The sequence below is a fragment of the Streptomyces sp. NPDC046881 genome (assembly GCF_040645015.1).
Lineage (GTDB): Bacteria > Actinomycetota > Actinomycetes > Streptomycetales > Streptomycetaceae > Streptomyces.
Genome location: NZ_JBEYXJ010000149.1, coordinates 1 through 16,414, shown reverse-complemented (window position 1 = coordinate 16,414; position 16,414 = coordinate 1). Strand labels below are relative to the sequence as shown.

The 16,414-nt window shown below is 74.0% G+C and carries 3 protein-coding genes; all 3 read right to left on the bottom strand.

Annotated elements, in window-relative coordinates; all coding sequences use genetic code 11:
- Nucleotides 1-6,344 (bottom strand): type I polyketide synthase (locus ABZ923_RS37895; protein ID WP_361481790.1); only part of this gene is annotated, 6,344 nt, incomplete at its 3' end.
- Nucleotides 6,345-6,378: 34 nt separating this feature from the next.
- Entirely contained in the window at nucleotides 6,379-11,889 is a 5,511-nt protein-coding gene (locus ABZ923_RS37890) for an SDR family NAD(P)-dependent oxidoreductase (RefSeq protein WP_361481787.1), read from the bottom strand.
- Between the two features lie 32 nt (nucleotides 11,890-11,921).
- Nucleotides 11,922-16,382 (bottom strand): SDR family NAD(P)-dependent oxidoreductase, encoded by a 4,461-nt coding sequence (locus tag ABZ923_RS37885; protein WP_361481784.1) that lies wholly within the window; start codon nucleotides 16,380-16,382, stop codon nucleotides 11,922-11,924.
- Nucleotides 16,383-16,414: the final 32 nt, after the last annotated feature.

The window sequence follows — 16,414 nt, the reverse complement described above, 5'->3', positions numbered from 1 at the left end:
TCGACCTCGACCGGCGCGTCCAACAACGCGCACACCTCGTCGTACGCATCCGCGTAGACGGGGAACGCCGCGTACAGCTCACGCCCCATACCGATCCGCTGGGAACCCTGACCCGAGAACAGGAAACCGGCCTTGCCCTCGGAGCGGGCGCGTCCCAGCGTCACGTTCGCCGCCGGTTCGCCGGTGGCGAGGGCGGTGAGGGCGTGCCGGAACTCGTCCGGGCCGTGTGCCAGGAGCACCGCGCGGTCCTCGAACGTCTCGCGGCGGGCCAGCGAGAGGCCGACATCGGAAGTCGTCCAGCCGTCCTTGGCGTCGAGGTGATCGGCCAGCCGGGCCGCCTGCGCGCGCAGCGCCGGCTCGCCCTTGCCGGACAGCACCCACGGCACGAGCGCGCCGGAGTCGGGTGTGGGGCCCAACTCCACGATGGACGGTGCCTGTTCGATGATGGTGTGGGCGTTGGTGCCGCTGACGCCGAAGGAGGAGATCGCGGCCCGGCGCGGGCGGTCCGACTCGGGCCACTCCACGGCCTCGCTCAGCAGCCGGACGTCACCGGCCGACCAGTCCACGTGCGGCGTCGGCTCGTCCACGTGCAGGGTCCGCGGCAGGACACCGTGCCGCATCGCCATGATCATCTTGATCACACCGGCGACGCCCGCGGCGGCCTGCGTGTGGCCGATGTTGGACTTCAACGAGCCCAGCCACAACGGCTGCCCCTCGGGCCGCTCCTGACCGTACGTGGCGAGCAGCGCCTGCGCCTCGATCGGATCACCCAGCCTGGTGCCCGTACCGTGCGCCTCCACGACGTCCACGTCGGCCGGCGTGAGCCCGGCGGACGCCAGCGCCTGCCGGATCACCCGCTGCTGCGCCGGACCGTTCGGCGCGGTCAGGCCGTTGGACGCACCGTCCTGGTTCACCGCGCTGCCCCGCACGACGGCCAGGATCTCGTGACCGTTGCGCACGGCGTCGGAGAGGCGCTCCACGAGCACCACGCCCACGCCCTCCGCCCAGCCGGTACCGTCCGCGTCCGCGCCGAACGCCCTGCAGCGGCCGTCGGGCGACAGACCGCGCTGCCGGCTGAACTCCACGAAGACGCTCGGACTGGCCATGACGGTGACGCCACCGGCCAGCGCCATCGTGCACTCGCCGTTGCGCAGCGACTGCATGGCCAGGTGCAGGGCGACCAGAGAGGACGAGCAGGCCGTGTCGATGGTGACGGCGGGGCCTTCGAGGCCGAAGGTGTAGGCCACCCGGCCGGAGACGACGCTGGACGCCCCGCCGACGAGCCGGTGTCCTTCGACGCCTTCCGGTGTGCGGCGCACATCGGCTCCGTAGCCCTGGTAGGCCATGCCGACGAACACGCCGGTCCGGCTGCCGCGTAGCTGCGCGGGAGCGATGCCGGCCCGCTCGAAGGCCTCCCACGAGGTCTCCAGCAGCAGGCGCTGCTGCGGGTCCATCGCCAGGGCCTCGCGCGGCGAGATCCCGAAGAAGCCGGCGTCGAAGTCGGTGGCGTCGTAGAGGAATCCGCCGTCGCGCGCGTAGGTCTTGCCGGGGCGATCGGGGTCGGGGTCGTAGAGGGCCTCGACGTCCCAGCCGCGGTTGGACGGGAACTCGGAGATGGCGTCCCCGCCGGACGTCACCAGCTCCCACAGGGCCTCGGGCGAGTCGACGCCGCCGGGCAGGTGGCAGCCCATCGCCACGATGGCGATGGGCTCGTCGGCGGCGGCGGCCGCGTGCTGTTCCCGCGGCACGGCGGCCTGTGATCCGAGCAGCTCGCTCTGCAGCAAGCGGGCGAGCGCCGTGGCGTTGGGGTAGTCGAAGACCAGCGTGGGCGGCAGCGCGAGGCCGGTCGCCGAGTTGACCTTGTTGCGGAGTTCGACGGCGGTCAGTGAGTCGAAGCCGAGGTCCTTGAAGGCCCGGTCTGCCTCGATCTCCGCCGGCGAGGAGTGGCCCAGGACGGCCGCGACGTGCGCGCGGACCAGGTCGGTCAGGGTCTGCGTGCGCTCGGCCTCCGGCAGTCCGGCGAGCCGGGCCGCCAGGGGCGCGGCGCCGGTGGCGGCGTCGGCCGGTACGGCGGTGCCGGCGCGGTGCACCTCGGGCAGCTCGGACAGCAGGGCGCTCGGGCGCCCCAGGGTGAACGGTCCGATGAACCGTTCCCAGTCGATGTCCGCCACGACGACCGCGGTGTCGTCGCAGTCCAGGGCCCGCTGGACGGCGGTCACGGCGAGTGCGGCGGGCAAGGTGACGACGCCGCGGCGGCGCAGGTGCTCCCCGTCGGCGTCGGTGACCATGCCACCGTCGGCCCAGGGGCCCCAGGAGATCGCGGTGGCGGTCAGGCCCCGGGCCCTGCGCCGGGTGGCGAGCCCGTCGAGGAAGGCGTTGCCGGCCGCGTAGGCGGTCTGCCGTCCGCTGCCCCACACGCCGGCGATCGAGGAGAACAGGACGAAGGCGTCCAGCTCGCGGTCGCCGAGCAGTTCGTCCAGGTGCGCGGCGCCGCGGGCCTTCGCCGCCACCGTGCGGGCGAAGTCGGCCGGCGTCAGCTCGTCGAAGGGGCCGAACTGTTCCACGCCCGCGGCATGGAAGACGGAGGTGAAGGTGTGCTCGGCGAGCAGCGCCGCCACCGCGTCGCGGTCGGCGACGTCGCACACGGCGAGGGTGACACGCGCTCCCAGCTCCTCCAGTTCGGCCTTGAGCGCGGTCGCACCGGGCGCGTCGGCGCCGCGGCGGCCGGCGAGGACCAGGTGGTCGGCGCCCGTGCCGGCGAGCCAGCGGGCCACGTGCCCGCCCAGCGCACCCGTACCACCGGTGACCAGCACCGTGCCGCGCGGCGACCACGGCCGGCCGGTGCCGCTTACGGCGTGGGTGAGCCGGGCGGTGAACACACCGGAGGCACGGACGGCGACCTGGTCCTCCGCCATGTCGATGCTCTGGCGCAGGACGGCGGCGATACGGCCGGCAGCGCGCTCGTCGACGGCCAGGGGCAGGTCGATCAGGCCGCCCCAGCGCCCGGGGTGCTCCAGCGCCAGGGCGCGGCCGAGGCCCCACACCTGGTTCTGCACCGGGCTGAGCGGTGCGTCGTCAAAACGGCCGGTGGCGGCCGCGCCGCGGGTGGCACACCACAGCGGCGCGTCGACGCCCGCGTCGCCCAGCGCCTGGGCCAGGGCCACGGTCTGCGCGAGGCCCCGGGACAGCGCGGCATGCTCGGGCGAGGCGGTCTCGTCGGTCGCGAGCAGCGAAAGGACACCGTCGAGTGGTCCGGCTTCGGCTGCGGCCCGGGTCAGCTCGTCGGCCAGGGACGCCCGGTCGGCGTCGGCGCCGGCCGTCAGCGGGATCAGGTGCGCTCCGCGTCCGGCGAGGGCCGTGCGGACCGTTTCGGCCCACTCGTCGCCCCCGGGCGCGGCGAACAGCCAGGTGCTGCCGGAGAGGTCGCCGGCGGACAGGCCGTTCAGCGGCTGCCAGACCAGCTGGTAGCGCCAGCCGTCCAGGAGGGACTGCTCGCGCCGCTGGCGTCGCCAGGCGGACAGCTTCGGGACCACGACGTCCAGTTCTTCGGGGCTCAGCCCCAGCGTGGCGGCGAGGGACTGGGCGTCCTCACGCTCGACACTCGCCCAGAACTCGGCGTCGGCCGCGTCCACGACGGCCGTCTCGGCCTCGGGTGCCTCCAGCCAGTAGCGCTGCTGCTGGAAGGCGTAGGTGGGCAGGTCGACGCGCCGGGCGCCCGGGAAGAGCGCCGGCCAGTCAGGCGAGACGCCGTGCACGTGCAGTTCGGCGAGCGCGGTGACGACGGCCTGCGGCTCGGGGCGGTCGGCCCGGAGTACGGGGACGGTGACGACGTCCTCCACACAGCCCTGGGTGAGGGCGCTCAGCACACCACCGGGGCCGATCTCCACGAACGTGGTCACACCCAGCTCGTGCAGGGTCCGCACGCCGTCGGCGAAACGCACCGCCTCACGCACGTGCCGGACCCAGTACTCCGGGGTGTACGACTCGGCCAGCCGGCCCGTGAGATTCGAAACCACCGGGATCCGCGGCTCGCTGAACTCCAAGCCCCGGACGACCTGCCCGAACTCCTCCAGCATCGGATCCATCAACGGCGAATGGAATGCATGACTGACCCTCAACCGGGACGTCTTACGACCCTGACCGGCGAACACCCCGGCCAACGCCGTGACTTCATCCTCATTGCCGGAAACCACCACCGACCGCGGGCCGTTGACCGCCGCGATCCCGACCCCGTCGGTCAGATACGGCAGCACCTCCTCCTCGGCCGCCTGCACCGCCACCATCGCCCCGCCCGCAGGCAACGCCTGCATCAACGCAGCACGCGCCGACACCAGCTTCGCCGCATCCCCGAGCGACAACACACCCGCCACATGCGCGGCCGCGATCTCCCCCACCGAATGACCCGCCACATAATCCGGCCGCACACCCCACGACTCCAACAGCCGGAACAACGCCACCTCCACCGCGAACAACGCCGGCTGGGTGCACCCCGTCTGGTCGAGCTCCTCCGAGTCCGCGTCGAGCGTGACATCGAGGTGGGCGCGGACCTCGTCGTAGGCCGCGGCGAACGCCGGGAAAACGTCATAGAGTCCACGCCCCATGCCGACCCGCTGCGAGCCCTGGCCGGAAAACAGAAACCCGGTCCTGTCCCCCGGACCGGCCGCGTTCCGGACCACGGCCGCGGACGGAACACCCGACGCCAGCGCCCGTACCCCTGCGGTCAGTTCCTCCACACTCGCGCCCACGACCGCCGCCCGCCGGTCCCAGGCCGAACGCGTCACAGCGAGGGACAAACCGATGTCGGCCGGCGAGCAGCCGGGACCACTGCCACCACCACGGCCCTCCTCCAGGAAGGAGACCAGACGCTCAGCCTGCGCCCGCAGCGCCGCATCGCTCCTCGCCGACAGCACCCACGGCACCGGTCCCGCAACAACCGCCCCCGGGACGGGCTCCTCGCTCGCCACCGCCTGTTCGACGATGACGTGAGCGTTGGTGCCGCTGACGCCGAACGACGAGACGGCGGCGCGGCGGGGGTGGTCCGACTCGGGCCACTGGACGGCCTCGGTGAGCAGCCTGACACCGCCCGCCGACCAGTCGACCTGAGTGGTCGGCTCGTCCACGTGCAGCGTCTGCGGCAGGACGCCGTTGCGGATGGCCATCACCATCTTGATCACACCGGCGACACCGGAAGCCGCCTGCGTGTGACCGATGTTGGACTTGACGGATCCCAGCCACAACGGCCGGTCACCCGAGTGTTCCTGGCCGTACGTGGCGAGCAGCGCCTCCGCCTCGATCGGGTCGCCGAGGGTGGTGGCCGTGCCGTGCGCCTCCACGGCGTCGACCTGTGAGGCGGTCAGGTGCGCGTTCTCCAGCGCCTGCCGGATCACGCGCTCCTGCGACGGGCCGTTCGGGGCCGTGAGACCGTTGGATGCGCCGTCCTGGTTGACGGCGCTGCCTCGGATGACGGCGAGCACGTCGTGGCCGAGCCGGCGGGCGTCGGACAGCCGCTCCAGCAGGAGCACGCCGACGCCCTCGGACATGCCCGTGCCGTCGGCGGTCGAGGAGAACGCGCGGCAGCGGCCGTCGGGCGACAGGCCGCGCTGCGCGCTGAACGCGATGAAGGTGTTCGGCGTGGCCATCACGGTCACGCCGCCGGTCAGGGCGAGCGAGCATTCGCCGCGGCGCAGCGCCTGGGCGGCCAGGTGGAGTGCCACCAGCGAGGACGAGCAGGCCGTGTCGACGGTGACCGCCGGGCCTTCGAGGCCGAGGGCGTAGGAGATGCGGCCGGAGACCACGGCGGCGGTGTTCGCGGTGACGAGGTGGGCCTCGATGTCGCGGTCGCCCTGCCGCTGGAGGTAGGCGTGGTCCTGACCGTTGGTGCCGATGAACACGCCGGCCCGGGTGCCGCGTGCGGTGGCGGGGTCGATGCCCGCGCGTTCGAAGGCCTCCCAGGAGGTCTGCAGGAGCAGCCGCTGCTGCGGGTCCATGACCAGGGCCTCTCGGGGGGAGATCCCGAAGAACGCGGGGTCGAAGTAGCCGGCGTCGTGGAGGAAGCCGCCCTCGCGGACGTACGTGCGGCCCGTCCGTCCGGGCTCGGGGTCGTAGATCGTGTCCAGGTCCCAGCCGCGGTCGGTGGGGAAGTCGGACACGCCGTCGCCGCCCGAGGCGACCAGCCGCCACAGGTCCTCGGGCGAGCCGACGCCGCCCGGGTAGCGGCAGGCCATCCCGACGATGGCGATGGGCTCGGCGTCCTTCGCCTCCAGCTCACCCAGCTGCCTGCGGGTCTGGCGCAGGTCCACCATCACGCGCTTGAGGTAGTCCCTGAGCTTGTCGTCGTTCGACATGTTTTACGTCCTCGGTAGCAGTGCGTGAGAAAAGTCAGAGAGACCCGAGCTCTTGGTCGATGAGGTCGAACATCTCGTCGTCCGTGGCGGTGTCGATCCGGTCGAGGTCGAAGTCGCGGTCGGTGCCGGGCCCGGCGTCCGCGGCGCCCGCCGCGGCGTCCTGGTGGGTGTCGGTCCACTTCCACAGCAGTGCCTTGAGTCGGGCGGTGACCTTGTCCCGCACCGCGTCCTGCGGAGCGAGCGCGGCGAGGTGCGCCTCCAGCCGGTCCAGTTCACCGAGCACGGGCGGGGCCTCGGCGGCGAGCTCGAGCACCAGGTCCTTGTGCAGGAGCCGGGCGATCGCGACGGCGTTGGGGTGGTCGAAGACCAGGGTGGGCTTGAGCCGGAGCCCGGTCGCGGCCTTGAGCCGGTTGCGGAGTTCCACGGCGGTCAGGGAGTCGAATCCGATGTCCCGGAAGGCCGTGGCGGGCTCGATGCGGGCGGCGGTGGCGTGGCCGAGTGCGGCAGCCGCCTGGTTGCGCACCAGGTCGAGCAGGGCCTTCTCCTGGTCGTCCGCCGGCATCCCGGCGAGTCTGCGGGCCAGGGCGGGGGCCCCTGCCGCCGCGGCCTCGCCGGCCGCGGCGCCGGTGACGCCCACGAGTCCGTGGAGGACGGCGGGCAGCACGCCGGCGCGGGCCATGGCGCGCAGTCCCGGGACGTCCAGCCGCGCCGGCACGGTCACCGGCCGGTCCACGGCGAGGGCGGCGTCGAACAGGGCCAGCCCCTCGGCCGGGGTGAACGGCACGACTCCGGCCCGTCCCATCCGGTGGCGGTCGGCGTCGGTGATCCGGTCGCCCATGCCGCCGTTGTCCGTCCACAGACCCCATGCCAGCGAGGTGCCGGGCAGGCCCGCGGCCCGGCGCTGCCGCGCCAGCCCGTCCAGGAAGGCGTTGGCAGCGGCGTAGCTCGCCGCGCCGGCGCTGCCCAGTACTCCGGCCAGGGAGGAGAAGAGGACGAACCCGGAGAGGTCCAGGTCCCGGGTCAGCTCGTGCAGGTGCAGTGCCCCGTCGGCCTTCGGGCGCAGCACGGTGTCCAGGCGCTGTGGGGTCAGGCCGGTGACCACGCCGTCGTCCAGGGCCGCCGCCGCGTGCACCACGGCCACGAGCGGGTGCTCGGCCGGGACCGATGCGAGCAGTCGGGCGACGGAGTCCCGGTCCGCGATGTCACAGGCGGCCACGTCGACGTGCGCGCCCAGCTCGGAGAGGGCGGCGACGAGTTCGCCGGCCCCTTCGGCCGCGGGGCCGCGGCGGCTGGCCAACAGCAACCTGCGGGCACCGCGTTCGGCGACGAGGTGCCGTGCGAGCGACCGTCCGAGGCCACCGGTCGCGCCGGTGAGCAGCACGGTCCCCTCGGGGTCCCACCGGTGACCGGTGGGCTCCTCGGGCGGGGTGGTCCTGGTGAGGCGCGGCACGTACAGCTTTCCGCCGCGCACCGCGGCCTGCGGCTCGTCCAGAGCGGCGAGCGCCGCGGCCAGCGCTGGGTCGATGCCGCCCTTCGTGACGCTGCCGCCGCCCGTGACGGAGTCGTCCGCGTCGACGAGCAGGAGCCGGTCCGGGTGCTCGGTCTGGGCCGACTTCACCAGACCGGAGACCGCCGCGTGTGCGAGGTCCACAGCCATGCCGTCCAGGTCGACGGCTCCGCGCGTCATCACCACGAGCCGCGCGTCGGCGAACCGTTCGTCGGCGAGCCACTCCTGGACGACGGACAACACCCCGGCCAGCAGCCCGCGTGTCGCCGCGGCGGCGTCGCCCCCGCTCGGAGCGCAGGGCAGGAGGACGTGGGCAGGTGTGGCCGCACCTGCGTCGACCGCCTTGCGGAGCGCGTCGATGCCGGAGTGGGAACCCTCATCGCCGAGGACAGCCCACTCGGCTCCGGGAGCGGTGGCGGGAGCGGAAGCCACGGTGTGCTCGACCCAATCGACCTCGAACATCCACTGCTGGTGCGCCACCCGCGAGGCCAGCACCTGCTGCGGTGACATCGCCCGCGTCCGGACGGACGCCACCGAGGCGACGGGAGAGCCGTCGGCGTCGGCCAGTGCGATCGCCACCGCGTCGTCGCCTGCGGGCCGGATGCGGACGCGTACGGCCCCGGACCCCGGAGTGTGCAGGGACATGCCGCTCCAGGCGTAGGGCACGAGCACCTCGCCGGGGACTGTGGTGTGGTCCGGCGGCGCCAGTATGCCGAGGGCAGCGTCCAGCAGGACGGGGTGCAGACCGTAGTGGTCGGCCCGGTCCCGTTCCGGGGCAGGCAGTGCGGCCTCCGCGTACAGCTCGTCCCCGGCGCGCCAGGCGGCGCGCAGGCCCGGACGGCCTTCGACGTCCACGGGTTCGGCACCTGCCGGCGGCCAGATCACCAGGTCGGACTCCGGCACCGGGGCGTTCCGGCCGAGCTCTCCGCTGACGTGGCGGACCCACGGCTCGCCGTCGCCGCCCGCTGCAGGCCGGCTGAAGACGCGTACCGAGCGCCGGTCGGGGTCGTCACCCGCGCCGATCTGCACCTGGATGCGGACGGCGCCCTGTTCGGCCAGGACCAGCGGGGCGTCCAGGTCCAGCTGTTCCAGATGCGGGAACCCGCTCTGCCGACCCGCGGACAGGGCGAGGTCCACGAACGCGGCGACCGGCAGCACCGGCACGCCGCCGACCGTGTGCTCCGCGGTCCAGGGCAGGTCGGTCGGGGACAGCCGGCCGGTGAACAACACGTCCTGCGCCCCGGCGGTCTCCACCACCGCGCCGAGCAGGGCGTGGCCGGAGGACGTCAGGCCCGCCGAGGAGACGTCGAGCGCGGGCGTTCCTTCGAGCCAGTAACGGTCGCGCTGGAAGGCGTACGTGGGCAGGTCGACGCGCCGGGCGCCGGGGAACAGCGCCTGCCAGTCGGGGGAGACGCCGTGCGCGTGCAACTGCCCGACGGCGAGGGCGAGCGCCTGGGGTTCGGGGCGGTCGGTGCGCAGGGCGGGAACGGTGACGATGTCCGCGTCGTCGTCCAGGCAGCCCTGGGTGAGGGCGCTCAGCACACCGCCGGGGCCGATCTCCACGAACGTGGTCACGCCCAGCTCGTGCAGGGTCCGCACGCCGTCGGCGAAGCGCACCGCCTCACGCACGTGCCGCACCCAGTACTCCGGCGTGTACGACTCGGCCAGCCGGCCCGTGAGGTTCGAAACCACCGGGATCCGCGGCTCGTTGAGTTCCAGGCCCTGGACGACCTGCCCGAACTCCTCCAGCATCGGATCCATCAACGGCGAATGGAACGCATGGCTGACCTTCAACCGGGATGTGTTGCGGCCCAGTTGACCGAACACCCCGGCGATTTTCAGCACCGCATCCTCGGCACCGGAGAGCACGACGGACTGAGGACCGTTGACCGCCGCGACGTCCACCCCGTCGGTCAGATACGGCAGCACCTCCTCCTCGCCGGCCTGTACCGCCACCATCGCCCCGCCCGCAGGCAACGCCTGCATCAACGCGGCACGCGCCGACACCAGCTTCGCCGCGTCCCCGAGCGACAACACCCCGGCCACATGAGCGGCCGCGATCTCCCCCACCGAATGACCCGCCACAAAATCCGGCTGCACACCCCACGACTCCAGCAGCCGGAACAACGCCACCTCGACCGCGAACAACGCCGGCTGCGCCGAACCCGTCCGATGAAGCGCTTCCCCATCGACATCAACCGGCGCGCCCAACAACCCGCACACCTCGTCGTACGCCGCGGCGAACACCGGATAGGACGCGTACAACTCACGCCCCATCCCCAGCCGCTGCGAACCCTGACCCGAGAACAAGAACCCGACCCTGCCCCGGTCGCTCCCGGCGCGCGCCGTCACCACCCGGGCCGCGGGCTCGCCCGTTGCGAGGGCGGTCAGGCCCGCGCGCAGCTCTTCCGAGTCGGCGCCGACGACCACGGCCCGGTGCTCCAGCGCCGAGCGGGTGGACGCCAGCGAGAAGCCCACGTCGGCCGGTGAGACCGCCGCGAAGTCCACGGAGGACAGCAATCGTCGTGCCTGTGCCCGCAGCGCTTCCCCGGTCTTCGCGGAGAGCACCCACGGCACCACCGTGGCCCGGGCCCGCGGCAGGTCTCCGGCCGGGTCCTCCGTTCCGGCCGTTCCGTCGGCCGGGCCCTCCGCCTCCGGTTCGGGCGCCTGCTCGAGGATGATGTGCGCATTGGTGCCGCTGATCCCGAACGACGAGATCCCGGCCCGGCGAGGGTGGTCCGTCTCCGGCCACGCGATGGCCTCGGTCAGCAGCTCGACCGAGCCGGCCGACCAGTCGACCTGCGGGGTCGGCCGGTCCACGTGGAGCGTCTTCGGCAGCACGCCGTGCCGCATCGCCAGCACCATCTTCAGCACCCCGGCGACGCCCGCCGCGGCCTGTGTGTGACCGATGTTCGACTTCAGCGAGCCGAGCAGGAGCGGCCGTTGGCGGCCCTGTCCGTAGGTCGCCAGCAGCGCCTGCGCCTCGATCGGATCGCCGAGGTTCGTGCCCGTGCCGTGTGCCTCGACGGCGTCGACCTCCTCGGCGGACAGCCGGGCGCCCGCCAGCGCCTCGAGGATGACGCGCTGCTGCGAGGGGCCGTTGGGCGCGGTCAGGCCGTTGGAGGCGCCGTCCTGGTTGACCGCGCTGCCCCGGACCACCGCGAGCACCTGGTGCCCGAGTCGGCGGGCGTCCCGCAGCCGCTCCACCAGCAGCAGGCCGGCGCCTTCGGACCAGGACGCGCCGTCCGCCGCCGCCGCGAAGGACTTGCAGCGGCCGTCGGGGGCGAGTCCGCGCTGCCGGCTGAACTCGACGAAGGCGCTCGGGCCCGCCATGACCGTCACGCCGCCGGCGAGCGCCATGGCACACTCGCCGCCTCGCAGTGCCTGCACGGCGAGGTGCAGGGCGACGAGCGAGGACGAGCAGGCGGTGTCGACGGTGACCGCGGGGCCCTCGAAGCCGAAGGTGTAGGCGATGCGCCCGGAGGCGACGCTGCCTGAGTTGCCGGTGCTCATCAACCCCTCGACGCCTTCGGGGAGGACGCCGGGCGTGAAGCCGTAGTCGTGGTACATCAGGCCGGCGAAGACGCCGGTGCGGCTGCCCTTGAGGGTGGCGGGGTCGATGCCCGCGTGCTCGAAGGCCTCCCAGGCGGTCTCCAGCAGCAGCCGCTGCTGCGGGTCCATGGCCAGCGCCTCGCGCGGCGAGATCCCGAAGAAGTCCGCGTCGAAGTCCGCCGCGTCGCGGAGGAAGCCGCCCTGCCGGGTGTAGACCGTGCCGGGCTGATCGGGATCGGGGTCGTAGAGCGCGTCGACGTCCCAGCCGCGGTCGGTGGGGAACGGCGAGATGGCGTCCGTGCCCTCGGCCAGCAGCCGCCACAACTCCTCGGGGGAGCCGACGCCGCCGGGGAATCGGCAGCTCATGCCCACAATGGCGATCGGCTCCTGGTCGCGGGCCTCCAGCTCGCGCACGCGCCGCCGGGCCTGGCGCAGGTCGGTGGTGGCCCGCTTGAGGTACTCCCGGAGCCTGTCTTCGTTCGTCATCGGTGTTGCCCGCCCCTTTTGGCCTGCGCAGTTCAGGAGATGCCGAGTTCGTCGTCGAGGAGCTCGTACAGCTCCTCGTCGCTCGCCGAGCTGAGGTCGTCTTCGTCCCCGGCTCCGCCGGCGCCTCCGGGATCGGCCGGCTCGTTCCCGTTCCAGCGGGCGAGCAGGGCCTGGAGACGCATGTTGATCCTGGTTCGGGTGACGTTGTCGACGTCGCCCGCTCCGGCGCCCTCGAGGGCGGCGGCGAGGCGGTCCAGCTCGTCGAGGACCGGCGCCGCCTGGCCCGTGCCACCGGGGAGGTCCTTCAGTACCCGCCGGGCGAGCACCGCGGGCGTCGGGTGGTCGAAGACGAGCGTCGCGGGCAGCCGCAGGCCGGTGGCCGTGTTCATCCGGTTGCGCAGCTCCACCGCGGTCAGCGAATCGAAGCCGAGGTCGCCGAAGGCCTGGTCGGGCTGGACGGCCTTGGCCGAGCTGTGTCCGAGGACGGCGGCGACCTCGGACCGGACGAGATCCAGTACGGCCTCTTCCCGCTCGGCCTCGGGCAGGCCCGCGATCCGTTGCGCCAGCGGTACGGAAGCCGCCCGGTCCGTGCGCCGCGGCCGGCCGCCGACGAGCGGCCTGAGCAGCGGCGGCACCGGGGCGGTCGCGTTCCGCAGGGCGGCGAGGTCCAGCCGTGCCGCCACCACGACGGGCTCCCGCAGCGCGAGCGCCGCGTCGAGGAGCTCCAGGCCGTCCTCGTCGGACAGCGGCAGCACGCCGCCGCGGGCCAGCCGGGTCCGGTCGGCACCGCCGAGGTCCCCGGTCATGGTGCCGGCACGCTGCCACAGGCCCCACGGCAGCGACACGGCGGGCAGCCCCTGGGCCCGGCGGCGCGCGGCGAAGGCGTCCAGGAAGGCGTTGGCGGCGGCGTAGTTGGCCTGGCCGGGAGTGCCCAGCGTGCCCGCGAGGGAGGAGAAGACCACGAACGCCGACACGTCGCCCGCCAGCTCGTGCAGGTTCAGCACCGCGTCGACCTTGGGGCGCAGCACCGTCTCCAGGCGCTCCGGCGTGAGCGAACCGATCACGCCGTCGTCGAGGACGCCCGCCGTGTGCACCACGGCCGTCACCGGCGTACCGGACAGCACCTCGGCGAGGGCGTCCCGGTCGGCCACGTCGCAGGCCGCCCAGCGCACTTCGGCACCCGCGGCGGTCAGTTCCGCCCGGAGTTCGGCCGCGCCCTCGGCGTCCGCGCCGCGCCGGCTCATCAGCAGCAGGCTGCGCACGCCGTGCCCGGCGACCAGGTGCCGGGCGACGAGCCCGCCCAGGGCGCCGGACGCGCCGGTCAGGAGAACCGTGCCGGTGCCGAAGTCCGGGGTGGTCCGCGGGGAGTCGGCGGCCGTTGTGGCCCGCGGGGCGTCGACGGCGGGCCTGGCGAGCCGGGGCAGCAGGAGCGCGTCGCCGCGCAGCGCCGCCTGTGGCTCCTTGGAGGCGACGAGCCGGAGGACGGCCGTCGCCGCGGCCCGCTCACCGCCGGCGTCCCCGCCGACGTTCCCGTCGATGTCTCCGCCGGCCTTGCCACCGGCGTTCCCGTCGGCGTTCCCGGCAGACTCCCCACCGGCGGTCCCGTCAACGTTCCCACCGGCCTTCCCGGGGACGTTCCCACCGGCCTTCCCGTCGGTGTCGAGGAGGACGATGCGGTCCGGGTTCTCCGACTGTGCCGACCGGACCAGGCCCCACACGGCCGCCTGCACCGGGTCGGCCGCTGCCGGGTCGTCGCCGGCGGCGACCGCGCCCCGGGTCGCCAGCACCAAGCGCGGGGCCCGGTCCTCGGCCAGCCACCACCGCACCAGCCGGAGCACCTCGGCGAGGACGTCCCGGACCCGTTCGGCGTCGCCGCCCGACCCGGTCGGGCAGGGGACGACGACGGCGTCCGTGTCCGCCTGCGCCCCGGTCTCCGCCGCGGGGGCGGCGAGGAGGGCGGCGATGTCGTCGTAGGAGCGCACGGCCGGGGCGATCGCGTCGGCGGGGGCGGCGAGCGGTGCCCACTCCACGGTGAACAGGGAGTCCCGGGAGCTCGTGCGCAGCTGCTCGGCCGAGACGGGGCGCAGCGTCAGCGACTCCACCGACACGACGGGGCGGCCCGTGCCGTCGGCGGCCTCCAGCCGTACCGTGTCCCCGCCGGCCGGGGAGAGCCGTACCCGCAGGCCGGCCGCTCCGGTTCCGTGCAGCGTGACGCGGGACCACGCGAAGGGCAGCAGGGGTCCGTCGGCGGTCGGCAGGAGACCGCCCGCGCCCAGCGCGTGCAGCGCGGAGTCGAGCAGGGCCGGGTGCACACCGAAGGTGTCCGCGTCCGCCTGTGCCTCGTCGGGGACGGCGAGTTCGGCGTAGACCGCGTCGTGGCCGCGCCAGGCGGCACGCAGCCCCTGGAAGAGCGGGCCGTAGCTCAGGCCGAGATCCGCCAGGCGGTCGTAGAGGCCGTCCAGGTCGACCGGCCGGGCGTCGGCCGGGGGCCAGCTGCTCAGGTCGGTTTCCAGGGGGGCCGCGCCGGTGGCGAGGGCGCCGGTGGCGTTGCGGATCCAGGGGCCGTCCCCGGCTCGCGAGTGCACGCTCAGCGGGCGGCGGCCGGAGTCGTCCTGGGCGCCCACGAGGACCTGGAGGGCGACGCCGCCGTGCTCGGGCAGCACCAGCGGTGCCTGCAGGGTGAGTTCCTCGACCAGGTCGCAGCCGGTCTCGGCCGCGGCGTGGGCGGCCAGTTCCACGAAGGCCGTGCCCGGCAGCAGTACCGTGCCCAGCACCGCGTGGTCGGCCAGCCAGGGCTGGGCCCGCAGGGACAGCAGCCCGGTCAGCAGGTGACCGCCGGCGTCCGGCAGTTCCACCGCCGCACCCAGGAACGGGTGGTCGGCGGTGTCCAGCCCGGCCGCTCGTACGTCACCGGCCGGAGTTCCCGCCTGAAGCCAGTACCGCTCGTGCTGGAACGCGTAGGTCGGGAGGTCGGCGCGGCGCGCACCCGGCAGGACGGCGTCCCAGTCGATGCCGACGCCGTGCACGTGGGCCTGGGCCAGGGCCAGCATCAGCCGGTGCCGTCCGCCGTCGCCGCGGCGCAGCGTCGGTACGACCGCGGCCTCCGCCCCGGCGGCCTCGATGGCGTCCTGGATGCCGGCCAGCTGCACGGGGTGCGGGCTGACTTCGACGAACACGTCGTGCCCGTCGGCCAGGGCGGCCCGGATCGCGTCGTGGAACCGCACCGTCTGCCGCATGTTGCGGTACCAGTAACCGGAGCCGAGCTCGTCCGCGTCCAGCTTCCCGCCCGTCACCGTGGAATAGAGGGGCACAGTGCCGGGGAGCGGGCTGATGCCGGCGAACCCCTCGCTCGCCCGCGCTTCGACGCGTTCGATGTGCGGCGAGTGCGCGGCGTAGTCGACGGCGACCCTGCGGGCCTGGACGCCCTCCCGTTCGCAGTGTGCGAGGAGTTCGTCCAGGGCGTCGGTGTCCCCCGAGACCACGACGGTGGCGGGCCCGTTCACGGCGCCGATGCCGAGGCGGCCGGTCCACCGGCCGATCAGTTCCCGCGCCTCCTCGCCCGGGAGCGTCACCGAGACCATGCCGCCGCGGCCCTGGAGTTCGCGCACCGCGAGGCTGCGCCGCGCCACGATGCGCGCCCCGTCCTCCAGAGAGACCGCTCCGGCGATCACCGCCGCGGAGACCTCGCCCTGGGAGTGCCCGACGACCGCGTCGGGCATCACTCCGAAGGAGCGCCAGACCTCGGCGAGAGCGATCGTCATCGCCCACAGCACGGGCTGCAGCACGTCGACCCGGTCCTGTTCGACGTCGGACGTGCCGCGCAGCACCGCGGTCAGCGACCAGTCCACGTGCGGCGCGAGGGCGCGCTCGCAGGCGTCGATCCGGTCGCGGAAGACCGGGGAGACCTCCAGCAGTTCGGCGGCCATGCCCGCCCACTGCGACCCCTGCCCGGGGAACACGAAGACGGTCTTGCCCCCGGTGCGTGCGGTGCCCGTCACCACGCCGCGCGGCGTGGCGCCGCCGGCGACACCGGCCAGCTTCTGCCGGAGCTCCTCGGGTGTTTCCGCGACCACCACGGCGCGGTGTTCGAAGGCCGCCCTGGTCGTGGCCAGCGAGTACGCCACGTCGGCCACCGGGGCCGCCCGGCCCGCGCGGTCAGCGCCGTTGCCGTTACCGCCGCCGTTGTGGCTGCCGTTGCCGTTGTCTTCGCCGTTGTCGTCCAGGAAGGACGCGAGGCGGGCGGCCTGTGCCCGCAGCGCCGCTTCGGTCCTGCCGGAGAGCACGCACGGCACGGCTGTGCCGGGGACGGGCGCCCGCGGCGGTTCCTCGGTCGCGGGGGCCTGCTCGATGATGGTGTGGGCGTTGGTGCCGCTGACGCCGAAGGAGGAGATCGCGGCCCGGCGCGGGCGGTCCGACTCGGGCCAGTCGACGGCCTCGGTCAGCAGGCGGACGTCACCGGCCGACCAGTCCACGTGCGGCGTCGGCTCGTCCACGTGCAGGGTCCGCGGCAGGACACCGTGCCGCA

Excerpts from the sequence above, each read along its gene's own strand:
- ABZ923_RS37890 (WP_361481787.1), bottom strand. The coding sequence starts at position 11,889 with ATGACGAACGAAGACAGGCTCCGGGAGTACCTCAAGCGGGCCACCACC.